Origin of the sequence: Streptomyces sp. NPDC020731, from assembly GCF_044334705.1 — a bacterium.
Taxonomy (GTDB): Bacteria; Actinomycetota; Actinomycetes; order Streptomycetales; family Streptomycetaceae; genus Streptomyces.
In genome coordinates this window covers 111,718-128,917 of record NZ_JBIRTN010000012.1, presented here as the reverse complement: position 1 = coordinate 128,917, position 17,200 = coordinate 111,718, and the positions used below count along the sequence as shown (strand labels likewise).

Annotated in this window: 12 protein-coding genes and 1 pseudogene; 6 read left to right on the top strand and 7 right to left on the bottom strand. The window is 72.6% G+C overall.

All coding sequences use genetic code 11. The features are described from left to right. Nucleotides 1-27 precede the first annotated feature (27 nt). Nucleotides 28-1,179, bottom strand: a complete 1,152-nt coding sequence (locus ACH4VX_RS20095; RefSeq protein ID WP_398368749.1) for a dihydrodipicolinate synthase family protein — start codon at nt 1,177-1,179, stop codon at nt 28-30. Then, a complete protein-coding gene (locus tag ACH4VX_RS20090; RefSeq protein ID WP_398368748.1) occupies nt 1,176-2,327 on the bottom strand; it encodes a Gfo/Idh/MocA family protein in 1,152 nt (383 codons plus the stop codon). Before ACH4VX_RS20090 ends, ACH4VX_RS20095 begins: the two co-directional genes overlap by 4 nt. Before the next feature lie 243 nt (nt 2,328-2,570). On the opposite strand from ACH4VX_RS20090, the gene ACH4VX_RS20085 reads away from it, so the two are divergent. The 3 genes from ACH4VX_RS20085 to ACH4VX_RS20075 all read left to right on the top strand — a co-directional run bounded on the left by ACH4VX_RS20085 (nt 2,571) and on the right by ACH4VX_RS20075 (nt 6,257). Then, nucleotides 2,571-3,617 (top strand): LacI family DNA-binding transcriptional regulator, encoded by a 1,047-nt coding sequence (locus ACH4VX_RS20085; RefSeq protein WP_398368747.1) that lies wholly within the window; start codon nt 2,571-2,573, stop codon nt 3,615-3,617. A 506-nt stretch (nt 3,618-4,123) separates the two neighbouring features. After that, nucleotides 4,124-4,924 carry a sugar phosphate isomerase/epimerase family protein gene (locus tag ACH4VX_RS20080; protein WP_398368746.1) on the top strand — a complete coding sequence of 267 codons (801 nt, stop codon included), beginning with the start codon at nt 4,124-4,126 and terminating at the stop codon, nt 4,922-4,924. 94 nt (nt 4,925-5,018) lie between these two features. Next, nucleotides 5,019-6,257: an MFS transporter gene (locus ACH4VX_RS20075; protein ID WP_398368745.1), complete on the top strand. Its 1,239-nt coding sequence runs from the start codon at nt 5,019-5,021 to the stop codon at nt 6,255-6,257. A 244-nt stretch (nt 6,258-6,501) separates the two neighbouring features. On the opposite strand, the gene ACH4VX_RS20070 is transcribed toward ACH4VX_RS20075, so the two are convergent. Next, nucleotides 6,502-7,140, bottom strand: coding sequence for a GNAT family N-acetyltransferase (locus ACH4VX_RS20070; protein ID WP_398368744.1), 639 nt, complete (start codon nt 7,138-7,140; stop codon nt 6,502-6,504). Between the two features lie 125 nt (nt 7,141-7,265). Beyond that, nucleotides 7,266-7,385 (bottom strand): annotated as a pseudogene (locus ACH4VX_RS20065) (EamA family transporter); the annotation flags it as partial. Nucleotides 7,386-7,490: 105 nt separating this feature from the next. Between ACH4VX_RS20065 and ACH4VX_RS20060 the strand changes: the two are divergent. The 3 genes from ACH4VX_RS20060 to ACH4VX_RS20050 all read left to right on the top strand — a co-directional run bounded on the left by ACH4VX_RS20060 (nt 7,491) and on the right by ACH4VX_RS20050 (nt 11,401). Then, nucleotides 7,491-8,408, top strand: a complete 918-nt coding sequence (locus ACH4VX_RS20060) for a LysR family transcriptional regulator (RefSeq protein ID WP_398368743.1) — start codon at nt 7,491-7,493, stop codon at nt 8,406-8,408. A 352-nt stretch (nt 8,409-8,760) separates the two neighbouring features. After that, nucleotides 8,761-10,605 carry a glycoside hydrolase family 3 protein gene (locus ACH4VX_RS20055; RefSeq protein WP_398368742.1) on the top strand — a complete coding sequence of 615 codons (1,845 nt, stop codon included), beginning with the start codon at nt 8,761-8,763 and terminating at the stop codon, nt 10,603-10,605. Between the two features lie 148 nt (nt 10,606-10,753). Continuing rightward, complete coding sequence (locus ACH4VX_RS20050; protein ID WP_398368897.1) at nt 10,754-11,401, top strand: hypothetical protein; 648 nt, start codon at nt 10,754-10,756, stop codon at nt 11,399-11,401. A gap of 13 nt (nt 11,402-11,414) precedes the next feature. Here the strand turns inward: ACH4VX_RS20050 and ACH4VX_RS20045 are convergent, their stop codons facing one another. The 3 genes from ACH4VX_RS20045 to ACH4VX_RS20035 all read right to left on the bottom strand — a co-directional run bounded on the left by ACH4VX_RS20045 (nt 11,415) and on the right by ACH4VX_RS20035 (nt 17,132). Next, nucleotides 11,415-12,848, bottom strand: coding sequence for a S28 family serine protease (locus ACH4VX_RS20045; RefSeq protein ID WP_398368741.1), 1,434 nt, complete (start codon nt 12,846-12,848; stop codon nt 11,415-11,417). A gap of 96 nt (nt 12,849-12,944) precedes the next feature. Next, a complete protein-coding gene (locus tag ACH4VX_RS20040) occupies nt 12,945-13,331 on the bottom strand; it encodes a hypothetical protein (protein WP_398368740.1) in 387 nt (128 codons plus the stop codon). Nucleotides 13,332-13,424: 93 nt separating this feature from the next. Beyond that, nucleotides 13,425-17,132, bottom strand: coding sequence for an ABC transporter ATP-binding protein (locus tag ACH4VX_RS20035; RefSeq protein WP_398368739.1), 3,708 nt, complete (start codon nt 17,130-17,132; stop codon nt 13,425-13,427). Nucleotides 17,133-17,200 lie beyond the last annotated feature (68 nt).

Sequence of the window (17,200 nt, the reverse complement as noted above, 5' to 3'; positions counted from 1 at the left end):
TGATGCTGAAACGCGCGAGGTCGGCGGTCACGGGGTCACTCCGTACAGGTGCAGCAGGGTCCTCATGCGTTCCTCGGCGAGCTTGGGGTCGGGGAACAGGCCGAGGCGGTCGGCGAGTTCGTAGGCGCGGGCGAAGTGCGGCAGCGAGCGGGCCGACTGCAGGCCGCCGACCATCGTGAAGTGGCTCTGGTGGCCGGCCAGCCAGGCGAGGAACACCACACCCGTCTTGTAGAAGCGGGTGGGTGCCTGGAAGAGGTGGCGGGAGAGTTCGACGGTGGGGTCGAGGAGGGCGCGGAAACCCTCCGTGTTCCCCGTGTCGAGGACGCGGACCGCTTCCGCCGCGAGCGGGCCGAGCGGGTCGAAGATGCCGAGCAGGGCGTGGCTGAAGCCCTGCTCGTCGCCGGCGATCAGCTCGGGGTAGTTGAAGTCGTCGCCGGTGTAGCAGCGCACGCCCTGCGGCAGGCGGCGGCGCAGGTCGATCTCGCGCTGGGCGTCCAGGAGCGAGACCTTGATGCCGTCGACCTTGTCGGGGTGGGCGGCGATGACCTCCAGGAAGGTGTCGGTGGCCGCGTCGAGGTCGGACGAGCCCCAGTAGCCCTCCAGCGCCGGGTCGAACATCGGGCCCAGCCAGTGCAGGACCACCGGCTCGGCGGCCTGGCGGAGCAGGTGGCCGTAGACCTCCAGGTAGTCGTCCGGGCCCTTCGCCGTCGCGGCGAGGGCGCGGGACGCCATCAGGATGGCCTGCGCGCCCGACTCCTCGACGACCGCGAGCTGTTCCTCGTACGCCGCCCGTACCTCGGCGAGGGTGCCGCCGGTGAGCTGGTCGGTGCCGACGCCGCAGGCGATGCGGCCGCCGACGGCCTTCGCCTCGGCGGCGGAGCGGCGGATCAGCTCGGCCGCGCCCGCCCAGTCCAGGCCCATGCCGCGCTGGGCGGTGTCCATGGCCTCGGCGACGCCCAGGCCGTGCGACCACAGGTGACGGCGGAAGGCGAGGGTGGCGTCCCAGTCGACGGCGGCCGGTGAGTCGGGGCTGGTGTCGGCGTACGGATCGGCGACGACGTGCGCGGCCGAGAAGACCGTACGGGAGGTGAAAGCGCTTCCCGGATGGACGGCGAGGGGCTCGGTGCGGGGCTCGTACGCCCGCAGGGTGCCGTTCGCGTCGGGCAGGTGCAGGGTCACAGCGCGACCTCCGGCACGTCGAGGCGGCGGCCCTCGGCCGAGGACTTCAGGCCCAGCTCGGCGAGCTGGACGCCGCGGGCGCCGGCCAGCAGGTCCCAGTGGTAGGGGGCGTCGGCGTAGACGTGCTTGAGGAAGAGCTCCCACTGGGCCTTGAAGCCGTTGTCGAACTCGCCGTTGTCCGGGACCTCCTGCCACTGGTCGCGGAAGACCTCGGTGGCGGGGATGTCCGGGTTCCAGACCGGCTTGGGGGTGGCGGAGCGGTGCTGGACGCGGCAGTTGCGCAGGCCGGCGACGGCCGAGCCCTCGGTGCCGTCGACCTGGAACTCGACCAGTTCGTCGCGGTTGACGCGGACCGTCCAGGAGGAGTTGATCTGGGCGACGGCGCCGCCGTCCAGTTCGAAGACGCCGTAGGCGGCGTCGTCGGCGGTGGCGTCGTAGGGCTTGCCGTTCTCGTCCCAGCGCTGCGGGACGTGGGTGGCGGTGAGGGCCTGGACGGACTTCACGCGGCCGAACAGCTCGTGCAGTACGTACTCCCAGTGCGGGAACATGTCGACGACGATGCCGCCGCCGTCCTCGGAGCGGTAGTTCCAGGACGGGCGCTGCGCGTCCTGCCAGTCGCCCTCGAAGACCCAGTAGCCGAACTCGCCGCGCACGGAGAGGATGCGGCCGAAGAAGCCGCCGTCGATGAGGCGCTTCAGCTTGAGCAGGCCGGGGAGGAACAGCTTGTCCTGGACGACGCCGTGCTTGATGCCGGCCGCGTTCGCCAGGCGGGCGAGTTCCAGGGCGCCGTCGAGTCCGGTGGCGGTGGGCTTCTCGGTGTAGATGTGCTTGCCCGCGGCGATCGCCTTCCTGATCGCCTCCTCGCGGGCCGAGGTCACCTGGGCGTCGAAGTAGATGTCGACGCTCTCGTCGGCGAGGACCGCGTCCACGTCCGTCGAGATGTGCTCGAGTCCGTGCCGCTCGGCCAGCGCCTTCAGCGCGTGCTCCCGCCGGCCGACCAGGATCGGCTCCGGCCACAGCACGGTGCCGTCGCCGAGGTCGAGACCACCCTGCTCGCGCAGGGCCAGGATGGAGCGGACGAGGTGCTGGCGGTAACCCATGCGCCCGGTCACACCGTTCATGGCGATACGCACCGTCTTGCGTGTCACGTCATTCCCTTCGTACGCGGTCTGCGCGCCGCATACGCCCCACTGGTGAGCGTGACAGCAAGCGCTTTCTATGTACGTAGAAGCTAGCCTCTGAACGGCGGTGCGGACAAGACCACGGCGAACCCGAGTTGTTCGAGGGGGCGAACAACCGCGCGGATGGCCGTAGGGTCTGCTCGGAACCACGGGTGTGGGCGTGGGTGTGTACGACGGCGTACGGCGAACGTACGAGGCGGAGGACGAGACATGACGGTGACCCTGGCGGACGTGGCGGCTCGCGCGCAGGTCTCCCCCGCGACGGTGTCGCGCGTGCTCAACGGGAACTACCCCGTGGCCGCGTCCACCCGTGAACGGGTGCTGAAGGCCGTGGACGAGCTGGACTACGTCCTCAACGGCCCCGCGAGCGCCCTGGCCGCCGCCACCTCCGACCTGGTGGGCATCCTGGTGAACGACATCGCCGACCCGTTCTTCGGGATCATGGCGAGCGCGATCCAGGCGGAGATCGGGGGTCCGGGCGGACGCGCGGGCGGGGAGAGACTCGCGGTCGTGTGCAACACGGGCGGCTCACCCGAACGTGAACTGACCTATCTCACACTGCTCCAGCGGCAGCGGGCGGCGGCGGTGGTGCTGACCGGCGGCGCGATCGAGGACGCGCCGCACAAGGCGGCCATGGACGCGAAGCTGCGCAAACTGGCGGACGCCGGGACCCGGGTGGTGCTGTGCGGCCGGCCGCCGGCACCGGAGACCGGGGCGATCGCGCTGACCTTCGACAACCGGGGCGGCGGAGAGGAACTCACCGAACACCTCATCGGGTCGGGGCACCGACGACTGGGGTACATCGCGGGCCCCCAGGAACGCACCACCACCCGTCACCGGCTCGAGGGACACCGGGACGCGCTGGCCGCGCACGGCATCGAGGAGGACCCGCGCTGGACGGTCCACGGCCGCTACGACCGACGGTCGGGGTACGAGGCGACGCTCGAACTCCTGCGCCGTGATCCGTCGTTGACGGCGGTTGTCGCCGCGAACGACTCCGTCGCGCTGGGGGCGTGCGCGGCGCTGCGGGACTCGGGGCTGCGGATTCCGGACGACGTGTCGGTGGCCGGGTTCGACGATCTGCCGTTCAGCATCGACGCGGTGCCCGCGCTGACGACGGTGCGGTTGCCGCTGGCGGAGGCGGGGGCCCGGGCGGGGCGGATCGCGATGGGGCGGGAGGAGGCGCCGCATGGTGGGATCGCTTCGGTGCGGGGGGAGTTGATGGTGCGGGGGTCCACGGCGGGGCCGCGGGACTGATCGGACCGGGGGTCCCGAGGGCGCACCGCGGGTGCGGACGGCCGAGGGTGCTTCACGCGGTTTCCCGCCCCCCTGAGGGGTGAGTGCCGGTCGGCGTTCGAAGGCGCGGGAGTCCTCGGGGATCCGACGAGACGGCCCGGGGCCCGCCGGGCGCCGGCTTCCCGCTCGGGGGAAGGCGAGGGCCGCTCCGGCCGCGATCGGGGGTTTCGCGGCTCGGAGGAGTTGCGGGCGGACATAGGACTCGACACCGTGACGCCGCCATCCGCGAGCAGCCGGCTCCTCGGCGTCGGTGACTTCGAGGACCTCTCCGGAGTGCGGGCCGAGGTCTTCGGGAAGCCCCAGGGCCGCGGCGAGCCGGCGGGTCGCGGACGGTGTGAAGCGCGCGTTCGAGCCGGTGCCGACGACCGCCGCCAGGACGGGCGCACAGGTCTGCGCCTACCGTCGGGCCGCGACACCCGAGTGACGAGGGGGAGTGACGCCGGGGGGCGCGGGTAGGGTCCGATGACATGAAGCTGGCGTTCTCCACCCTCGGCGTCCCCGGGCTGCCGATCACCGACGTACTGGCCCTCGCGACCGCGCACGGCTACCACGGCGTCGAACTGCGCGCCCACCCCGAGGAACCCGTCCACCCGGACCTCACTTCCGCACAACGCTCCGACGTGGCAGCCGAGTTCAAGACGGCCGGCGTCGAAGTCCTGGGCCTCGCCGGGTACGCCCGGGTCGCCGCGCCTGGTGAGGACGAACCCGTCCTCACCGAGGTTCGCGCCCTCCTCGACCTCGCCCGGGACCTCGGCGCCCCCTTCGTCCGGGTCTTCCCCGGCGGCGGCACCGAGCAGAGTCCCGAGGAGGCGGACGCGACGGCCGCCCGCCGGCTGGGCACGGCCGCCGAGTACGCCACCGACCTGGGCGTACGCATCCTGCTGGAGACCCACGACTCGCACCGCACCGGCGCCGACGCGATGCGGATCCTCGGCCTGGTCGGCCACCGTCAGGTGGGCGCGCTGTGGGACGTGATGCACACCTGGCTCGGCGGCGAACAGCCCGCCGAGAGCTACGCGGCCCTCTCCCCGCACCTCGGCTATGTCCAGGTCAAGGACATCGCCTCCGCCGACGACACGACCCCGCTCCCGCTCGGCGCCGGTGTCCTCCCGCTGACCGACTGCGTGGAGATCCTCTCCCGTCACAGCTGGGACGGCTGGCTCTGCTGGGAGTACGAGAAGCGCTGGTACGCCGACGCCGCCCCGCTGCCCGGCCTCCTCACCCCCGGCCGCGAACACCTGACCCGGCTGCTGAACGAGTCGGCCTGACCTCACCCGGAAAAGCACTGGCCGGGGCGCGGGGCGGCCGGATAGCGTCTCCCGCCGTGCCTCAGCCCGTGCCCCGCCCCGCCGCCCTCCCCTCGTGAGTCCGTCCCGCACGCTGATCGACGTGCGTCCCCTGCGTACCTCGCCGGTCTTCAGACGGCTGCTGATCGGGCGGACGGTCTCCGTGCTCGGCGGCTTCATGACCATGGTCACCGTCATGTACCAGGTCTGGGAGATGACGCACAGCGCGGCCTGGAGCGGCGCGGTGGGTCTCGCGCAGGCGCTGCCGCTGGTCTGCTTCGGCCTGTTCGCCGGGGCCTGGGCCGACCGGGGCGACCGGCGCCGGATCTTCCTGGCCGCGACGGTCGGCCAGGCGCTGTGCTCGCTGCTGCTGGCGGTCCAGGGATTCACCGGGAACGTACCGGTGGCCGGCGTGCTCGCCCTGGTCGCCGCCCAGTCCGCCTGCGCGGCGGTCGGCGGTCCGGCGGCCGGCGTGTTCGTCCCCCGGCTGCTGCCCAAGGAGCAGGTGGCCTCCGGTCTGGCGCTGTACCAGGTCACCGCCCAGTCGATGATGCTGGTCGGCCCGGCTCTCGGCGGACTGATGCTCGGCTGGTTCGGCATCGGCGTCTGCTATCTGGTGGACGCCTTGAGCTTCCTCATCGCCTTCTACGGCGCGTTCGGGCTGCCCGCGCTGCCGCCCGAGGGCGAGCCGTCCCGCGCCGGGCTGCACGGGGTGCTGGACGGGCTGCGCTTCCTGGCCGGCCACCGGGTGGTGCGCGGCGCGCTCGTCACCGACCTCGCCGCCACCGTCCTGTCGATGCCGGCCAGCCTGTTCCCGCTGATCAACGACGAACGGTTCGGCGGCGATCCGCGCACGCTGGGCCTGTTCCTGTCGGCGATCGCGATCGGTGGCGTACTGACGTCCGCGCTGTCCGGGGCGGTGACCCACCTGGGCCGTCCCGGCCTCGTGATGCTGTTCGGCGCCGGCGTGTGGGGTGCCGCGCTGGCCTCGTTCGGTGTCATGAGCAGCCCCTGGGCCGGTCTGGGGCTGCTGGTCGTGGCCGGTGGGGCCGACGCCCTGTCGGTGCTCTCCCGCACCACGATCGTGCAGACCCGTACGCCCGACGCCCTGCTGGGCCGGGTCACGGCCGCCGAGCAGATCGTCGGGCAGGCCGGCCCGCACCTCGGCAACATGCGCGCGGGGCTGGTGGCCGGCGCGACCTCCGGTGCGACGGCGCTGGTGACGGGTGGAGTGCTGTGCGTGGTCGCGGTGCTGTATGTCGGCGTGAGTACGCCGGAGTTGCGTGAGGGGGCTCCTGCGCCGGAGGCGCCCTGACCCCGGCGGGGGGGGCGAGGGGTCGGGGCGGGTGCCTTGTGTGGCGGGTGCGGGTGCGTCGTGGTTGTTCGCGCAGTTCCCCGCGCCCCTGTCCGCGCAGTTCCCCGCGCCCCTGTCCGCGCAGTTCCCCGCGCCCCTGTCCGCGCAGTTCCCCGCGCCCCTGTCCGCGCAGTTCCCCGCGCCCCTGCCCGCGCAGTTCCCCGCGCAGTTCCCCGCGCCCCTGCCCGCGCAGTTCCCCGCGCCCCTAGGGGGTGCTCCGCTCTCCGGCGTGTTCCGAGACCCTCTGCTCCAGTCGGTGTCGGCACTCCGGCCAGTCCTCCGTCGTGATCGAGTAGATCGCGGAGTCGCGCAGGCGGCCCTCCTCCCCCGGGGCCCAGGAGCGGGACCAGTTGCGCAGGACGCCCTCGAAGCGGGCGCCGGTGCGTTCGATCGCGGTGCGGGAGCGGATGTTGCGGGCGTCCGTCTTCAGGTCGACGCGGGCCACGCCCCACTGTTCGAAGGCGTGCCCGAACAGCAGGAGTTTGGACTCGGCGTTGATGCCCGTGCCCTGGGCGGAGCCGGCGAGCCAGGTGAAGCCGACCTCGATCGCGTCGAGCCGGTCCTCGCTCAGCCAGGAACGGGGCTCCCAGTACGCCGTGGCGCCCACCGCGCGTCCCGTGGCGAGGGAGACCTGCGCGTAGGGAGCGAGCCGACCGGTCGCGGCGCGGGCGAGCTGCGCGTCGACGTACGCGCCGACCTCGTCGGCCCTGGGCACCCACGTGTACGCGTACGTGCCCCGGTCCTCCTCGGCCGCCAGCGCCAGTTCGGCGGTGTGCCGGTGCTCCAGCGGTTCCAGGCGCACCCACGTGCCCTCGAGAACCGGCCCTTCCAGAACAAAACCCATGTGCGATCTCCCGATCTTCCTCATCCGCCGACCGGGGAGTCTTCCGCAAGCGCCCCCGTCCGTCGAACGGGTTTCACGGCCGCCGGCCGCCGCGTCACCGAGGCCAGTGCCACCCCGCCCACCAGCAGCGCCGCCACCGGGAAGCGCAGGGCGGAGAAGAGCAGCGGCGGGAAGTGGCCGAACCCGACCTCGATGACGGTGGAGTTCACCCCCCACACGGCGGTGACGAGGACGGCGGGGAACAGGTGGGAAGGTCGCGTACGTCGAGGATCACCGCCCGCCGCACTTCAGCACCAGCGATGATTCCTGCATGGTTGGATGAAGCATCGCTAACCGATCGGGGAGCCGTCATGCTCGACCTCCAGCGGCTGCGCGCCCTGCACGCCGTCTCCGTCCACGGCACCGTCGGTGCCGCCGCCGTGGCGCTCGGGTACACCTCGTCCGCCGTCTCCCAGCAGATCGCCAAGCTGGAGCGGGAGACGCGGACCGTGCTGCTGGAGCGGGAGGGCCGGGGCGTGCGGCTGACCGACGAGGCGCATCAACTGGCGCGTACCGCCCGGGAGCTGATCGCCATCGTGGAGCGGGCGGAGACCGAGCTGGAGGAGCGGCGCGGAGTGCCGGCCGGGCGGCTGACCATCGCCGCGTTCGCCTCGGCGGCCCGCGGGCTGATGCCGCCCGTCCTGGCCGACCTGGCCCGCCGGCACCCCGCGCTCGACACCCGGCTCACCGAGATCGACCCCCATCTCTCCGTGGACCTGGTCGCCAAGGGCGCGGTCGATCTCGTCGTCGCGCACGACTGGGACATCGCGCCGCTGCCCGCCCCGGCGGGCGTGGAGCAGGCGGTCATCGGCGACGACCTGTGCGACCTGCTGGTGCCGCGGGGCCACCCCTTCGCGGGGCGTACGGCGGTACGGCGGGAGGAGCTGGGTGGTGAGCGGTGGATCTGCCAGCCGCCGGGGCGGGTCTGCCACGAGTGGCTGGTGCGCACCCTGCGCGCGGCCGGGCACGAGCCGGAGATCGTCCACCAGGCCGACGAGAACCCGACCCTGGTCGCCCTGGTCGCGGCCGGGCTCGGCATCGCGCTGATCCCCCGGCTGGGGCGCGGTCCGCTGCCCGCCGAGGTGGTGGAGGTGCCGCTCGACCCCGTGCCCGTACGACGGCTGTACGCGCTGTGGCGCACCGGGGCGGCCCGTCGTCCGGCGATCGCGGAGACCGTCCGCACACTGTGCGGGCACTGGCCCGAGGTGTCGGCCCACACGCCCCGCTGACCCCGTACGGACCCCCGGTCCCGACTTCGGGAAACGGGGCCCGGACGGGGAACCCGTCCCGGCCTCCGTCCGTCCCATGGGCAGGCTGCCGGACGAGTCCGACGTGGTGCGGTGTCGGCCCTCGCTGCCGGCTGCGATCGCCGACCGACCCTCTCCGCCGTGCCGCGGCCGGCAGCACGCCGTCATCGGCGCGCCCCCTCCCGTTGCGCCGATGACGGCCCCCGCCGGTTGCTGCGCATTCCCTTGACTGGCAGAAACTTCCCGGATATTGGTGACCTCCTGGCAGTTTCCTTCAAGGATGTCCTTCAGCGGATCCCCGGTCCCCCGCGGATCACCTTCCAAAGGAGCGCACGTGCCCGACAGCAGCACCGGAAGCACGGGAAGCACCGCACGTCCGTCCAGACGCACCGTCCTCGCCGCGACGGCGGGCGTCACCACCGCCCTCGCGGCCGGCGGCACCGTCCACGCGGCCACCGGCCGGCCCGCGCCCGACGACAGGACGCTGCGCGCCCTCATCTCCCGCATGACGCTTCAGGAGAAGGTCGGCCAGCTGTTCGTGATGCGGGTCTACGGCCACTCCGCCACCGACCCGGACCAGGCCGACATCGACGCCAACCTCGAGGAGATCGGCGTCCGCACGGCCGCCGAACTGCTCGCCAAGTACCGGGTCGGCGGCATCATCTACTTCGCCTGGGCGCACAACACCCGCGCCCCGCACCAGATCGCGGACCTGTCCAACGGCATCCAGAAGGCGTCCCTCGGGCTGGAGCGCGGACTGCCCGTGCTCATCTCCACCGACCAGGAGCACGGCATCGTGGCCCGCGTGGGCCGGCCCGCCACCCTGTTCCCCGGCGCGATGGCCGTCGGCGCGGGCGGCTCCCGCTCCGACGCCCGCACCCTCGGCCGGATCGCGGGCCGCGAACTGCGCGCGCTGGGCATCCGCCAGAACTACTCCCCGGTGGCCGACGTCAACGTCGATCCGGCCAACCCCGTCATCGGCGTCCGCTCCTTCGGCGCCGACCCGCACTCCGTCGCGGATCTCGTCGTGGCGGAGGTCGAGGGCTACGAGTCGTCCCGCGTCGCCTCGACGGCCAAGCACTTCCCGGGACACGGCGACACGATCACCGACAGCCACGCCGAGCTGCCGTACATCCACCACACCCGTGAGCAGTGGGGCCGGCTGGACGCGCCGCCGTTCCGGGCCGCGATCGACGCGGGCATCGACTCCATCATGACCGCGCACATCGTCGTCCCGGCGCTCGACGCCTCCGAGGACCCCGCCACCCTCTCCCACCCGATCCTCACCGGCATCCTGCGCGAGGAGCTCGGCTACGACGGGGTCGTGGTCACCGACTCCCTCGGCATGGAGGGCGTACGCACCAAGTACGGCGACGACCGGGTGCCGGTGCTGGCGCTGAAGGCGGGCGTGGACCAGTTGCTCAACCCTCCTTCCCTGGACGTCGCCTGGAACGCGGTCCTGAACGCCGTACGCGACGGCGAGCTGACCGAGTCCCGGCTCGACGAGTCGATCCTGCGGGTGCTGCGGCTGAAGGCGAAACTGGGCCTGTTCGAGGACCCGTACGTCTCGCACGCCGGAGTCGACCGCGCCGTCGGCACCCGTGCGCACCTGGCCACCGCCGACCGGATCACCGAGCGCACCACCACGCTGCTGGTCAACGAGGGCGGTCTGCTGCCGCTGTCCCGGCGCAGCCGGCCGAAGCTGCTGGTCGTCGGCGCCGACCCGGCCTCCCCGTCCGGTACGACGGGGCCGCCGACCGGGGTACTCGCGGACGCCCTGACCGGGCTGGGCTTCACCGCCACCGCCCTGTCCACCGGCACGGCACCGTCCGCCGCCACCGTCGCCAAGGCGGTCGCGGCGGCCCGGGACGCGGACGCGGTGGTCGTCGGGACGTACAACGTCGGCGCGACCAGCAGCCAGAAGACGCTGGTCGAGCAGTTGCTGGCGACCGGGAGGCCGGTGGTCGCGGTCGCGATCCGCAACCCCTACGACGTGGCCCACCTCCCCGGCGTGGCGGCGTACGTGGCGACGTACTCCTGGACCGACGTCGAACTGCGGGCGGCCGCACGGGTGATCGCGGGCAAGGTGGACCCGCGCGGGACGCTGCCGGTGCCGGTGCAGCGGGCGGACGACCCGGCGGCGGTGCTGTACCCCGTCGGGCACGGGCTGAGGTACTAGGCGCACGCGGGCGCGCCCCCCTGCCGGACGTAGCGCGCGTACGTCACACACCCGACGCACTCTCCCCGATGTGGTGAAAGACCACCACATGTCTGGCGTGCCCCGACGGATCGGGGCACGCTGGACGGGGGTGCCCGGGGGGATGACGATGCACGTGCGAAGTAGGTGGGGGACGCGCGCCGCGCTCGCGGCGGCGGTCGCGGCGCTGCTCACCGGCTGCCAGAACGCGCCGGGCGGCGGTGAGGAGGACGCCCGAATGGGTGAGCAGCGCACGGTGACGGCGTCGCCGACGCCTGCCCGGCCGTCCGGGTACGGGGCGGTGTTCCTCGCGGTCGACGAGTGCAGTTCCTTCGGCCGGACCAGCTTCACCGAGGTGTCCTGCCGGAGCGAGCGGGCGGCGGCCCGGGTCGTCGCCCGCCACGACGGGACCGTGCGCGACGGGCCGCGCTGCCCGGCCACCACCGACTTCGTGCTGCACATCAGCGAGCAGCGCCCCTCCTCCGACGAGGACGGCGACGGCGCGGTGCCGCGCGGCTACGCCTGTATGCGCCATCTCCAGCCGCCGCACCCCGGGGACCCGGGCGGCGGGGGCGGGCCGCGCACCATCGTCGGCGACTGCGTCTACGACCTGGGCGGCGGCAAGGTCCGCGAGACGGCGTGCGACGGCGGCGACGAGCGGGAACCGGAGTTCGAGGTGACGAAGGCCGTGGACGACCGGTCCGGGTGTCCGGCGTCCACGGCCCTCTACGTCCGGCTCGGCGGAACGTCACCGGTGGGCTGCGCCCGCCCGGTGTAGTCCCGCGCGGGCCTTACGGTCGCAGCGTCCGCTGCCGCTCGACGTCCCGCTTGTCGAGCTTGGCGTCGAACTTCGCCAGCGGCTTCGCCGCCGCCGGGTTCTCCTGGACCGTGCTCGGCGCGACGTCCGCCCAGTCCAGGATGCGGGCCGTGGCGAACGCCTTCTCGTCCGCGACCAGCCCGGCCACGTTCGCACCGTGGTTCATGCCGGGCGCGGTGAGGACGTACGAGTCACGCGCGCCGTGCCCGAGGCGGAACCGCTCGGCGCCCCACGGGTCGTTCTCGCCGTACACGAACAGCATCTGCCGGGCGTTGTGGCGGACCCACGTGTCGACGTCCCGCATGGCCCACGGCTCGAACTCCATGTCGATCGAGCGGGGCACGAAGTTGCGCGGCGGCTGATAGCCGTAGCGGACGTACTTCCTCTCGATGTGCGGGAAGCGGATGGTCGGCGCGCCCAGCTGCGTACCGGCCTGGTAGTAGTACGGCGTGTACGGGCTCAGGCCCTGGTCCGTGTAGAACGAGAAGCCGGAGATCGTGTCGATCGAGGTCCAGATCTCCTCGTCGGTGGCGTTCTTGGCGTCCGCCGGGATCTGCTCGCAGTCGGCGAGGGTGCTGTACTGCCAGAAGCCCCACACGTAGTCGAGGACGACGGCCTCGTACGCCCGGTCCAGGCTGCCGATGGTGTCGAAGGTGTAGCCGTTCTCGGCGGCGACCGCCTCGTACTTCTTCTCCAGCGGCGCCCGGCGCACCAGCGCCTCGCGCTGCACCGCGTTCAGCCGGTCGCGGCACTCCTTGGTGCCGACGCCCGCGAAGAAGCGGTCGTAGGCCGAATCCTCCTTGTTCACCACGTCGTTGGGGGCGACGTAGGCGACCACGCCGTCCATGTCGCGCGGGTAGAAGCGCTCGTAGTAGGTGGCCGTCATGCCGCCCTTGGAACCGCCGGTGGAGATCCAGTTCTCGCTGTAGATCTTCTTCAGCGCCTTGAAGATGCGGTGCTGGTCGCTGGCGGCCTGCCAGATGTCCAGCTTCGACCAGTCGGCCGGCTCGGGCCGGGACGGGGTGAAGAAGCGGTACTCCATGGAGACCTGGTTGCCGTCCACGATCTGGGTCGGCTCGGCGCGGCGCGGCGTCGTGGAGACGCTGTAGCCGCCCGTGTAGAAGACGGTCGGCCGCGCGGTGTCCTTGTGCAGCACGGTGATCCGCTGCTGGAACGTGCCCTTGGAGGGCCTGCGGTGGTCGACCGGCTGGGTGTAGTTGAGGACGAAGAAGCGGTACCCGGTGTACGGCTTCTCCTCCACCAGGCTCATGCCCGGTACGGAGAGCAGCCTCTCCTTGATGTCAGTGGTGCCGGTGGCCTCCGGCTCGGCGGCGGTGGCCGCCCCGGCCGTACTCAGTGTGCCTATGAGCACCGTGAGCGCCAGCAGCCATCTGAGCGCCTTGCGCATGCGCACTCCCCTGTGAGACAGATGTGCGCCGGAAGTTACTGGACCAACTCCCCGCAGCACCAGGGGACATAGGGATAACCCTCGGCCGGTCGCCGGTCAGCACAGGATCCAGCCGGAGCTGACGGACCCGCCGCCGACCCTGCCCTTCACCCACACGCAGCGGCGGCCGGCGTGCACGGTCACCGGTCCTGCGTGGTGTGTGAAGTTGCCCTCGTCGACGACCGGGCGGCCACCGCGCGCCCGCACGCTCACCGACATCTTCCGTTTGGTGCCGGGCTTCTTGGCGAGGGTGACGGCACAGATGTAGCCGCCCCGCTTGTAGACGACCACCGAGCCGGTGGAGAACGGCAGCGTGCGCACCTTGCGCCCGGCACAGTACGCGGCGGCGTGCGCGTCACCCGGCGCGGCGACGGCGAGCAGCCCCGAGGCGGTCAGCACCGCAAGGACCGGCGCGAGTCGCCGGCGTATCGCTCCACTGCCCACAGTCGTCCTCCCGTACCGCGCCTACCGCGCCAGGCGGCGTACGCGTGTACGGACGCATGACGTATGTCGGATGGTTGCGCCCGAGGCCACCGCTCACGCCGGCGCCGGTACGTCCTCCCCCACGAACGTCCGCCACAGCGCGGCGTACGTGCCGTCGAGCCGGAGCAGCTCCTCGTGCGTGCCGTCCTCCGCGACCCTGCCGTGGTCCATGACGACCACCCGGTCGGCGCGGGCGGCGGTGGTGAGGCGGTGGGCGACGACCAGGGTCGTACGACGCCCGGACAGCCGGTCGGTCGCCTGGTTGACCTGCGCCTCGGTCGCCAGGTCGAGCGCGGCCGTGGCCTCGTCGAGCAGCAGCACGTCCGGGTCGACCAGCTCGGCACGCGCCAGCGCGATCAGCTGGCGCTGTCCGGCGGACAGGTTGCGGCCGCGTTCGGCGACCCCGTGGAGGTAGCCGCCGTCCAGCGTGGCGATCATCTCGTGCGCGCCGACCGCGCGGGCCGCCGCCTCCACCTCGGCGTCGGTGGCGTCCGGGCGGCCGTAGGCGATGGCGTCGCGGACGGTGCCCGGGAAGAGGTACGCCTCCTGCGGTACGACCCCGAGCCGGTGCCGGTACGCGGTGAGGTCCAGGTCCCTGAGGTCGATGCCGTCGGCGGTGACCCGCCCGCCCGTGGGGTCGTAGAACCGGGCGACCAGCTTGACCAGGGTGGACTTGCCCGCGCCGGTCTCGCCGACGAAGGCGACGGTCTGTCCGGCGGGGATGGTGAGGTCGATGCCGTCGAGCGCCGCCTCGCCGTCCCCGTAGGCGAAGCGCACGTCCTCGAAGACGATGTCGCCGCGCAGGGAGGGGACGGGGAGCGGCTTGTCGGGCTGCCGCGTGGAGGTGGGTTCCCGCAGCAGCTCCTGGATGCGGCCCAGCGAGACGGACGCCTGCTGGTAGCCGTCGAAGACCTGGGAGAGCTGCTGCACGGGCGCGAAGAACAGGTCGATGTACAGCAGGTACGCCACCAGCGAGCCGATCGCCAGCGTCCCGTCGTCGACCCGGCCCCCGCCCACGACCAGCACCGCCACGGCCGCGACCGACGACAGGAACTGCACGAACGGGAAGTACACCGAGATCAGCCACTGGCCCCGGATGCGGGCACTGCGGTAGTCGGCGCTGCGCCCGGCGAAGCGGCGCCCGCCGTCCCGCTCGCGGCGGAACGCCTGGAGGATCCGCAGCCCGGACATCGACTCCTGGAGGTCGGCGTTGACGCCCGAGACCCGCTCACGGGCCAGTTCGTACGCCTTCACGCTGGCCCGGCGGAAGAAGTACGTGCCGACGATCAGCGGGGGCAGGGTGGCGAAGACGATCAGGGCGAGCTCGATGTCGATGACCAGCAGGGCGCCCATGATGCCGAAGAAGGTGACCACGGAGACGAACGCCGTGACCAGGCCGGTCTGCAGGAACGTCGACAACGCGTCGACGTCCGTCGTCATCCGGGTCGTGATCCGGCCGGTCAGCTCGCGCTCGTAGTAGTCCAGGCCGAGCCGCTGGAGCTGGGCGAAGATCTTCAGCCGCAGCGCGTACAGGACGCGTTCACCGGTGCGTCCGGTCATCCGGATCTCGCCGGTCTGCGCCGACCACTGGACGAGCACGGTGAGCAGGCCCAGCAGGGCCGCCGCCCAGACCGCGCCGAGGGCGGCCCGCGTCACGCCCTGGTCGATGCCGTGCCGGATCAGCACGGGCAGCAGCAGGCCCATGCCGGCGTCCACGGCGACCAGGCCGAGGCTGATGAGGAGCGGTGTGCGGAAGCCGCGCAGGAGGCGGCGCAGGCCGTAGGAGTCCTCGGGGCGGACCGCGCGGGCCTCGTCGATGTCGGGGACGTCGTCCGCCGGGGGCAGCGCCTCGACCTGGGCGAGGAGCTCCGGGGTGGCGGGGGCGTCGGCCAGGGCGGTGTCCCTGGGTTCGCGGTCACCGGTCCACAGCCGTGGGGTGACCCCGCGTTCGGCGTCGAACTCGGCGTCCAGCTCCGCGCGGACGGAGGTGTCCTCCTCCTGCGGCCCCGCGGGCGGGGTGTGGCCGGGCGAGACGCCGCCCAGCTCGTCGGGGTCGGTGAGCAGCCTGCGGTAGAGGGCGGAGCGCCGCTGGAGCTCGGCGTGGGTGCCGATGTCGGCGAGCCGGCCGTCGTCGAGGACGGCGATGCGGTCGGCGAGGTTGAGGGTGGAGCGGCGGTGGGCGATCAGCAGCGTCGTACGGCCGCGCATCACGCTCTTCAGCGCCTCGTGGATCTCGTGCTCGACGCGGGCGTCCACGGCGGAGGTGGCGTCGTCCAGGACCAGCAGGCGCGGGTCGGTGAGGATCGCGCGGGCCAGGGCGACGCGCTGGCGCTGGCCGCCGGAGAGGGTCAGTCCGTGCTCGCCGACGGTCGTGTCGTAGCCGTCGGGCAGTTCGCTGATGAACCGGTCGGCCTGGGCGGCGCGGGCGGCGGCGGTGATCTCCTCGTCGGTGGCGTCCGGGCGGCCGTAGGCGATGTTGGCGCGCACGGTGTCGGAGAAGAGGAAGGAGTCCTCGGGGACCAGGCCGATGGCCGCGCGCAGGGACTCGGTGGTCAGCTCGCGGACGTCGTGGCCGCCGACGAGGACGGCGCCGCGTGTGACGTCGTAGAAGCGCGGCAGGAGGAGGGAGACGGTGGACTTGCCGGAGCCCGAGGCGCCGACGACGGCGAGGGTCTCGCCGGGGCGGATGTCGAAGCTGAGGCCGTCGAGGACGGGCCGGCCGGGGTCGTAACCGAAGGAGACGTCGTCGAACTCGACGGTCGCCGGGGCGTCGGCGGGCAGCTCCCTGGTGCCGTCGGTGAGGGACGGCTCGGTGTCGATCAGGTCCAGGACGCGTTCGGTGGCGGCGCGGGCCTGCTGGCCGACGGTGAGGACCACGGCGAGCATCCGGACCGGGCCGACCAGCTGGGCGAGGTAGGTGGAGAAGGCGACGAACGTGCCCAGCGTGATGTGTCCGCCCACCGCGAGCCAGCCGCCGAGCGCCAGCATCGCCACCTGGCCGAGCGCGGGGACGGCCTGGAGGGCCGGGGTGTACCGGGAGTTCAGCCGGACGGTGCGCAGCCGCCCGGCGAACAGCCGCCGTCCGACCTCGCGCAGCTTGCCGGTCTCCTGCTCCTCCTGCCCGAAGCCCTTCACCACGCGGACCCCGCCGACCGCGCCGTCGACCACTCCGGCCACGGCGCCGGCCTGTGCCTGCGCGTACCAGGTGGAGGGGTGCAGCCTGACGCGGCTGCGTTTGGCGATCCACCACAGGGCGGGGGCGACGGCCAGGGCGACGGCGGTCAGCGGCAGGGACAGCCACGCCATGATCACGAGGGAGATCAGGAACAGCAGGAGGTTGCCGATGGTCATCGGCAGCATGAAGAGCAGGCCCTGGATCAGCTGGAGGTCGCTGGTGGCGCGGCCGACGACCTGCCCGGTGGACAGCTCGTCCTGACGTCTGCCGTCGAGCCGGGTGATCGTGTCGTACATCTCGGTGCGCAGGTCGTGCTGCACGTCGAGGGCGAGCCGGCCGCCGTAGTAGCGGCGGACGTAGGTGAGGACGTAGACGACGAGCGCGGCGCCGACGAGCAGACCGGCCCAGGTGGTCATGGACCTGGTCCTGTCACCGATGACGTCGTCGATGACCACCTTGGTGATCAGCGGGACCAGTGCCATGACGGCCATGCCGCCGAGGGAGGAGCCGAGCGCGAGGACGACGTCCCCCCGATGACGCCAGGCGTACCCGGTCAGTCGTCCTGCCCATCCCCGTTGCGCTGTCACTCGGGTGCCCTCCGGTCGTCCTGATCTACCGGAAGGCACCAACGCGGCCGATGGCGGATTTCATCCCT

Coding starts and splice junctions, on each gene's coding strand:
- ACH4VX_RS20085 (WP_398368747.1), top strand. CDS start 2,571: ATGACGGTGACCCTGGCGGACGTGGCGGCTCGCGCGCAGGTCTCCCCC.
- ACH4VX_RS20080 (WP_398368746.1), top strand. CDS start 4,124: ATGAAGCTGGCGTTCTCCACCCTCGGCGTCCCCGGGCTGCCGATCACC.
- ACH4VX_RS20070 (WP_398368744.1), bottom strand. CDS start 7,140: ATGGGTTTTGTTCTGGAAGGGCCGGTTCTCGAGGGCACGTGGGTGCGC.
- ACH4VX_RS20060 (WP_398368743.1), top strand. CDS start 7,491: ATGCTCGACCTCCAGCGGCTGCGCGCCCTGCACGCCGTCTCCGTCCAC.
- ACH4VX_RS20050 (WP_398368897.1), top strand. CDS start 10,754: ATGCACGTGCGAAGTAGGTGGGGGACGCGCGCCGCGCTCGCGGCGGCG.
- ACH4VX_RS20045 (WP_398368741.1), bottom strand. CDS start 12,848: ATGCGCAAGGCGCTCAGATGGCTGCTGGCGCTCACGGTGCTCATAGGC.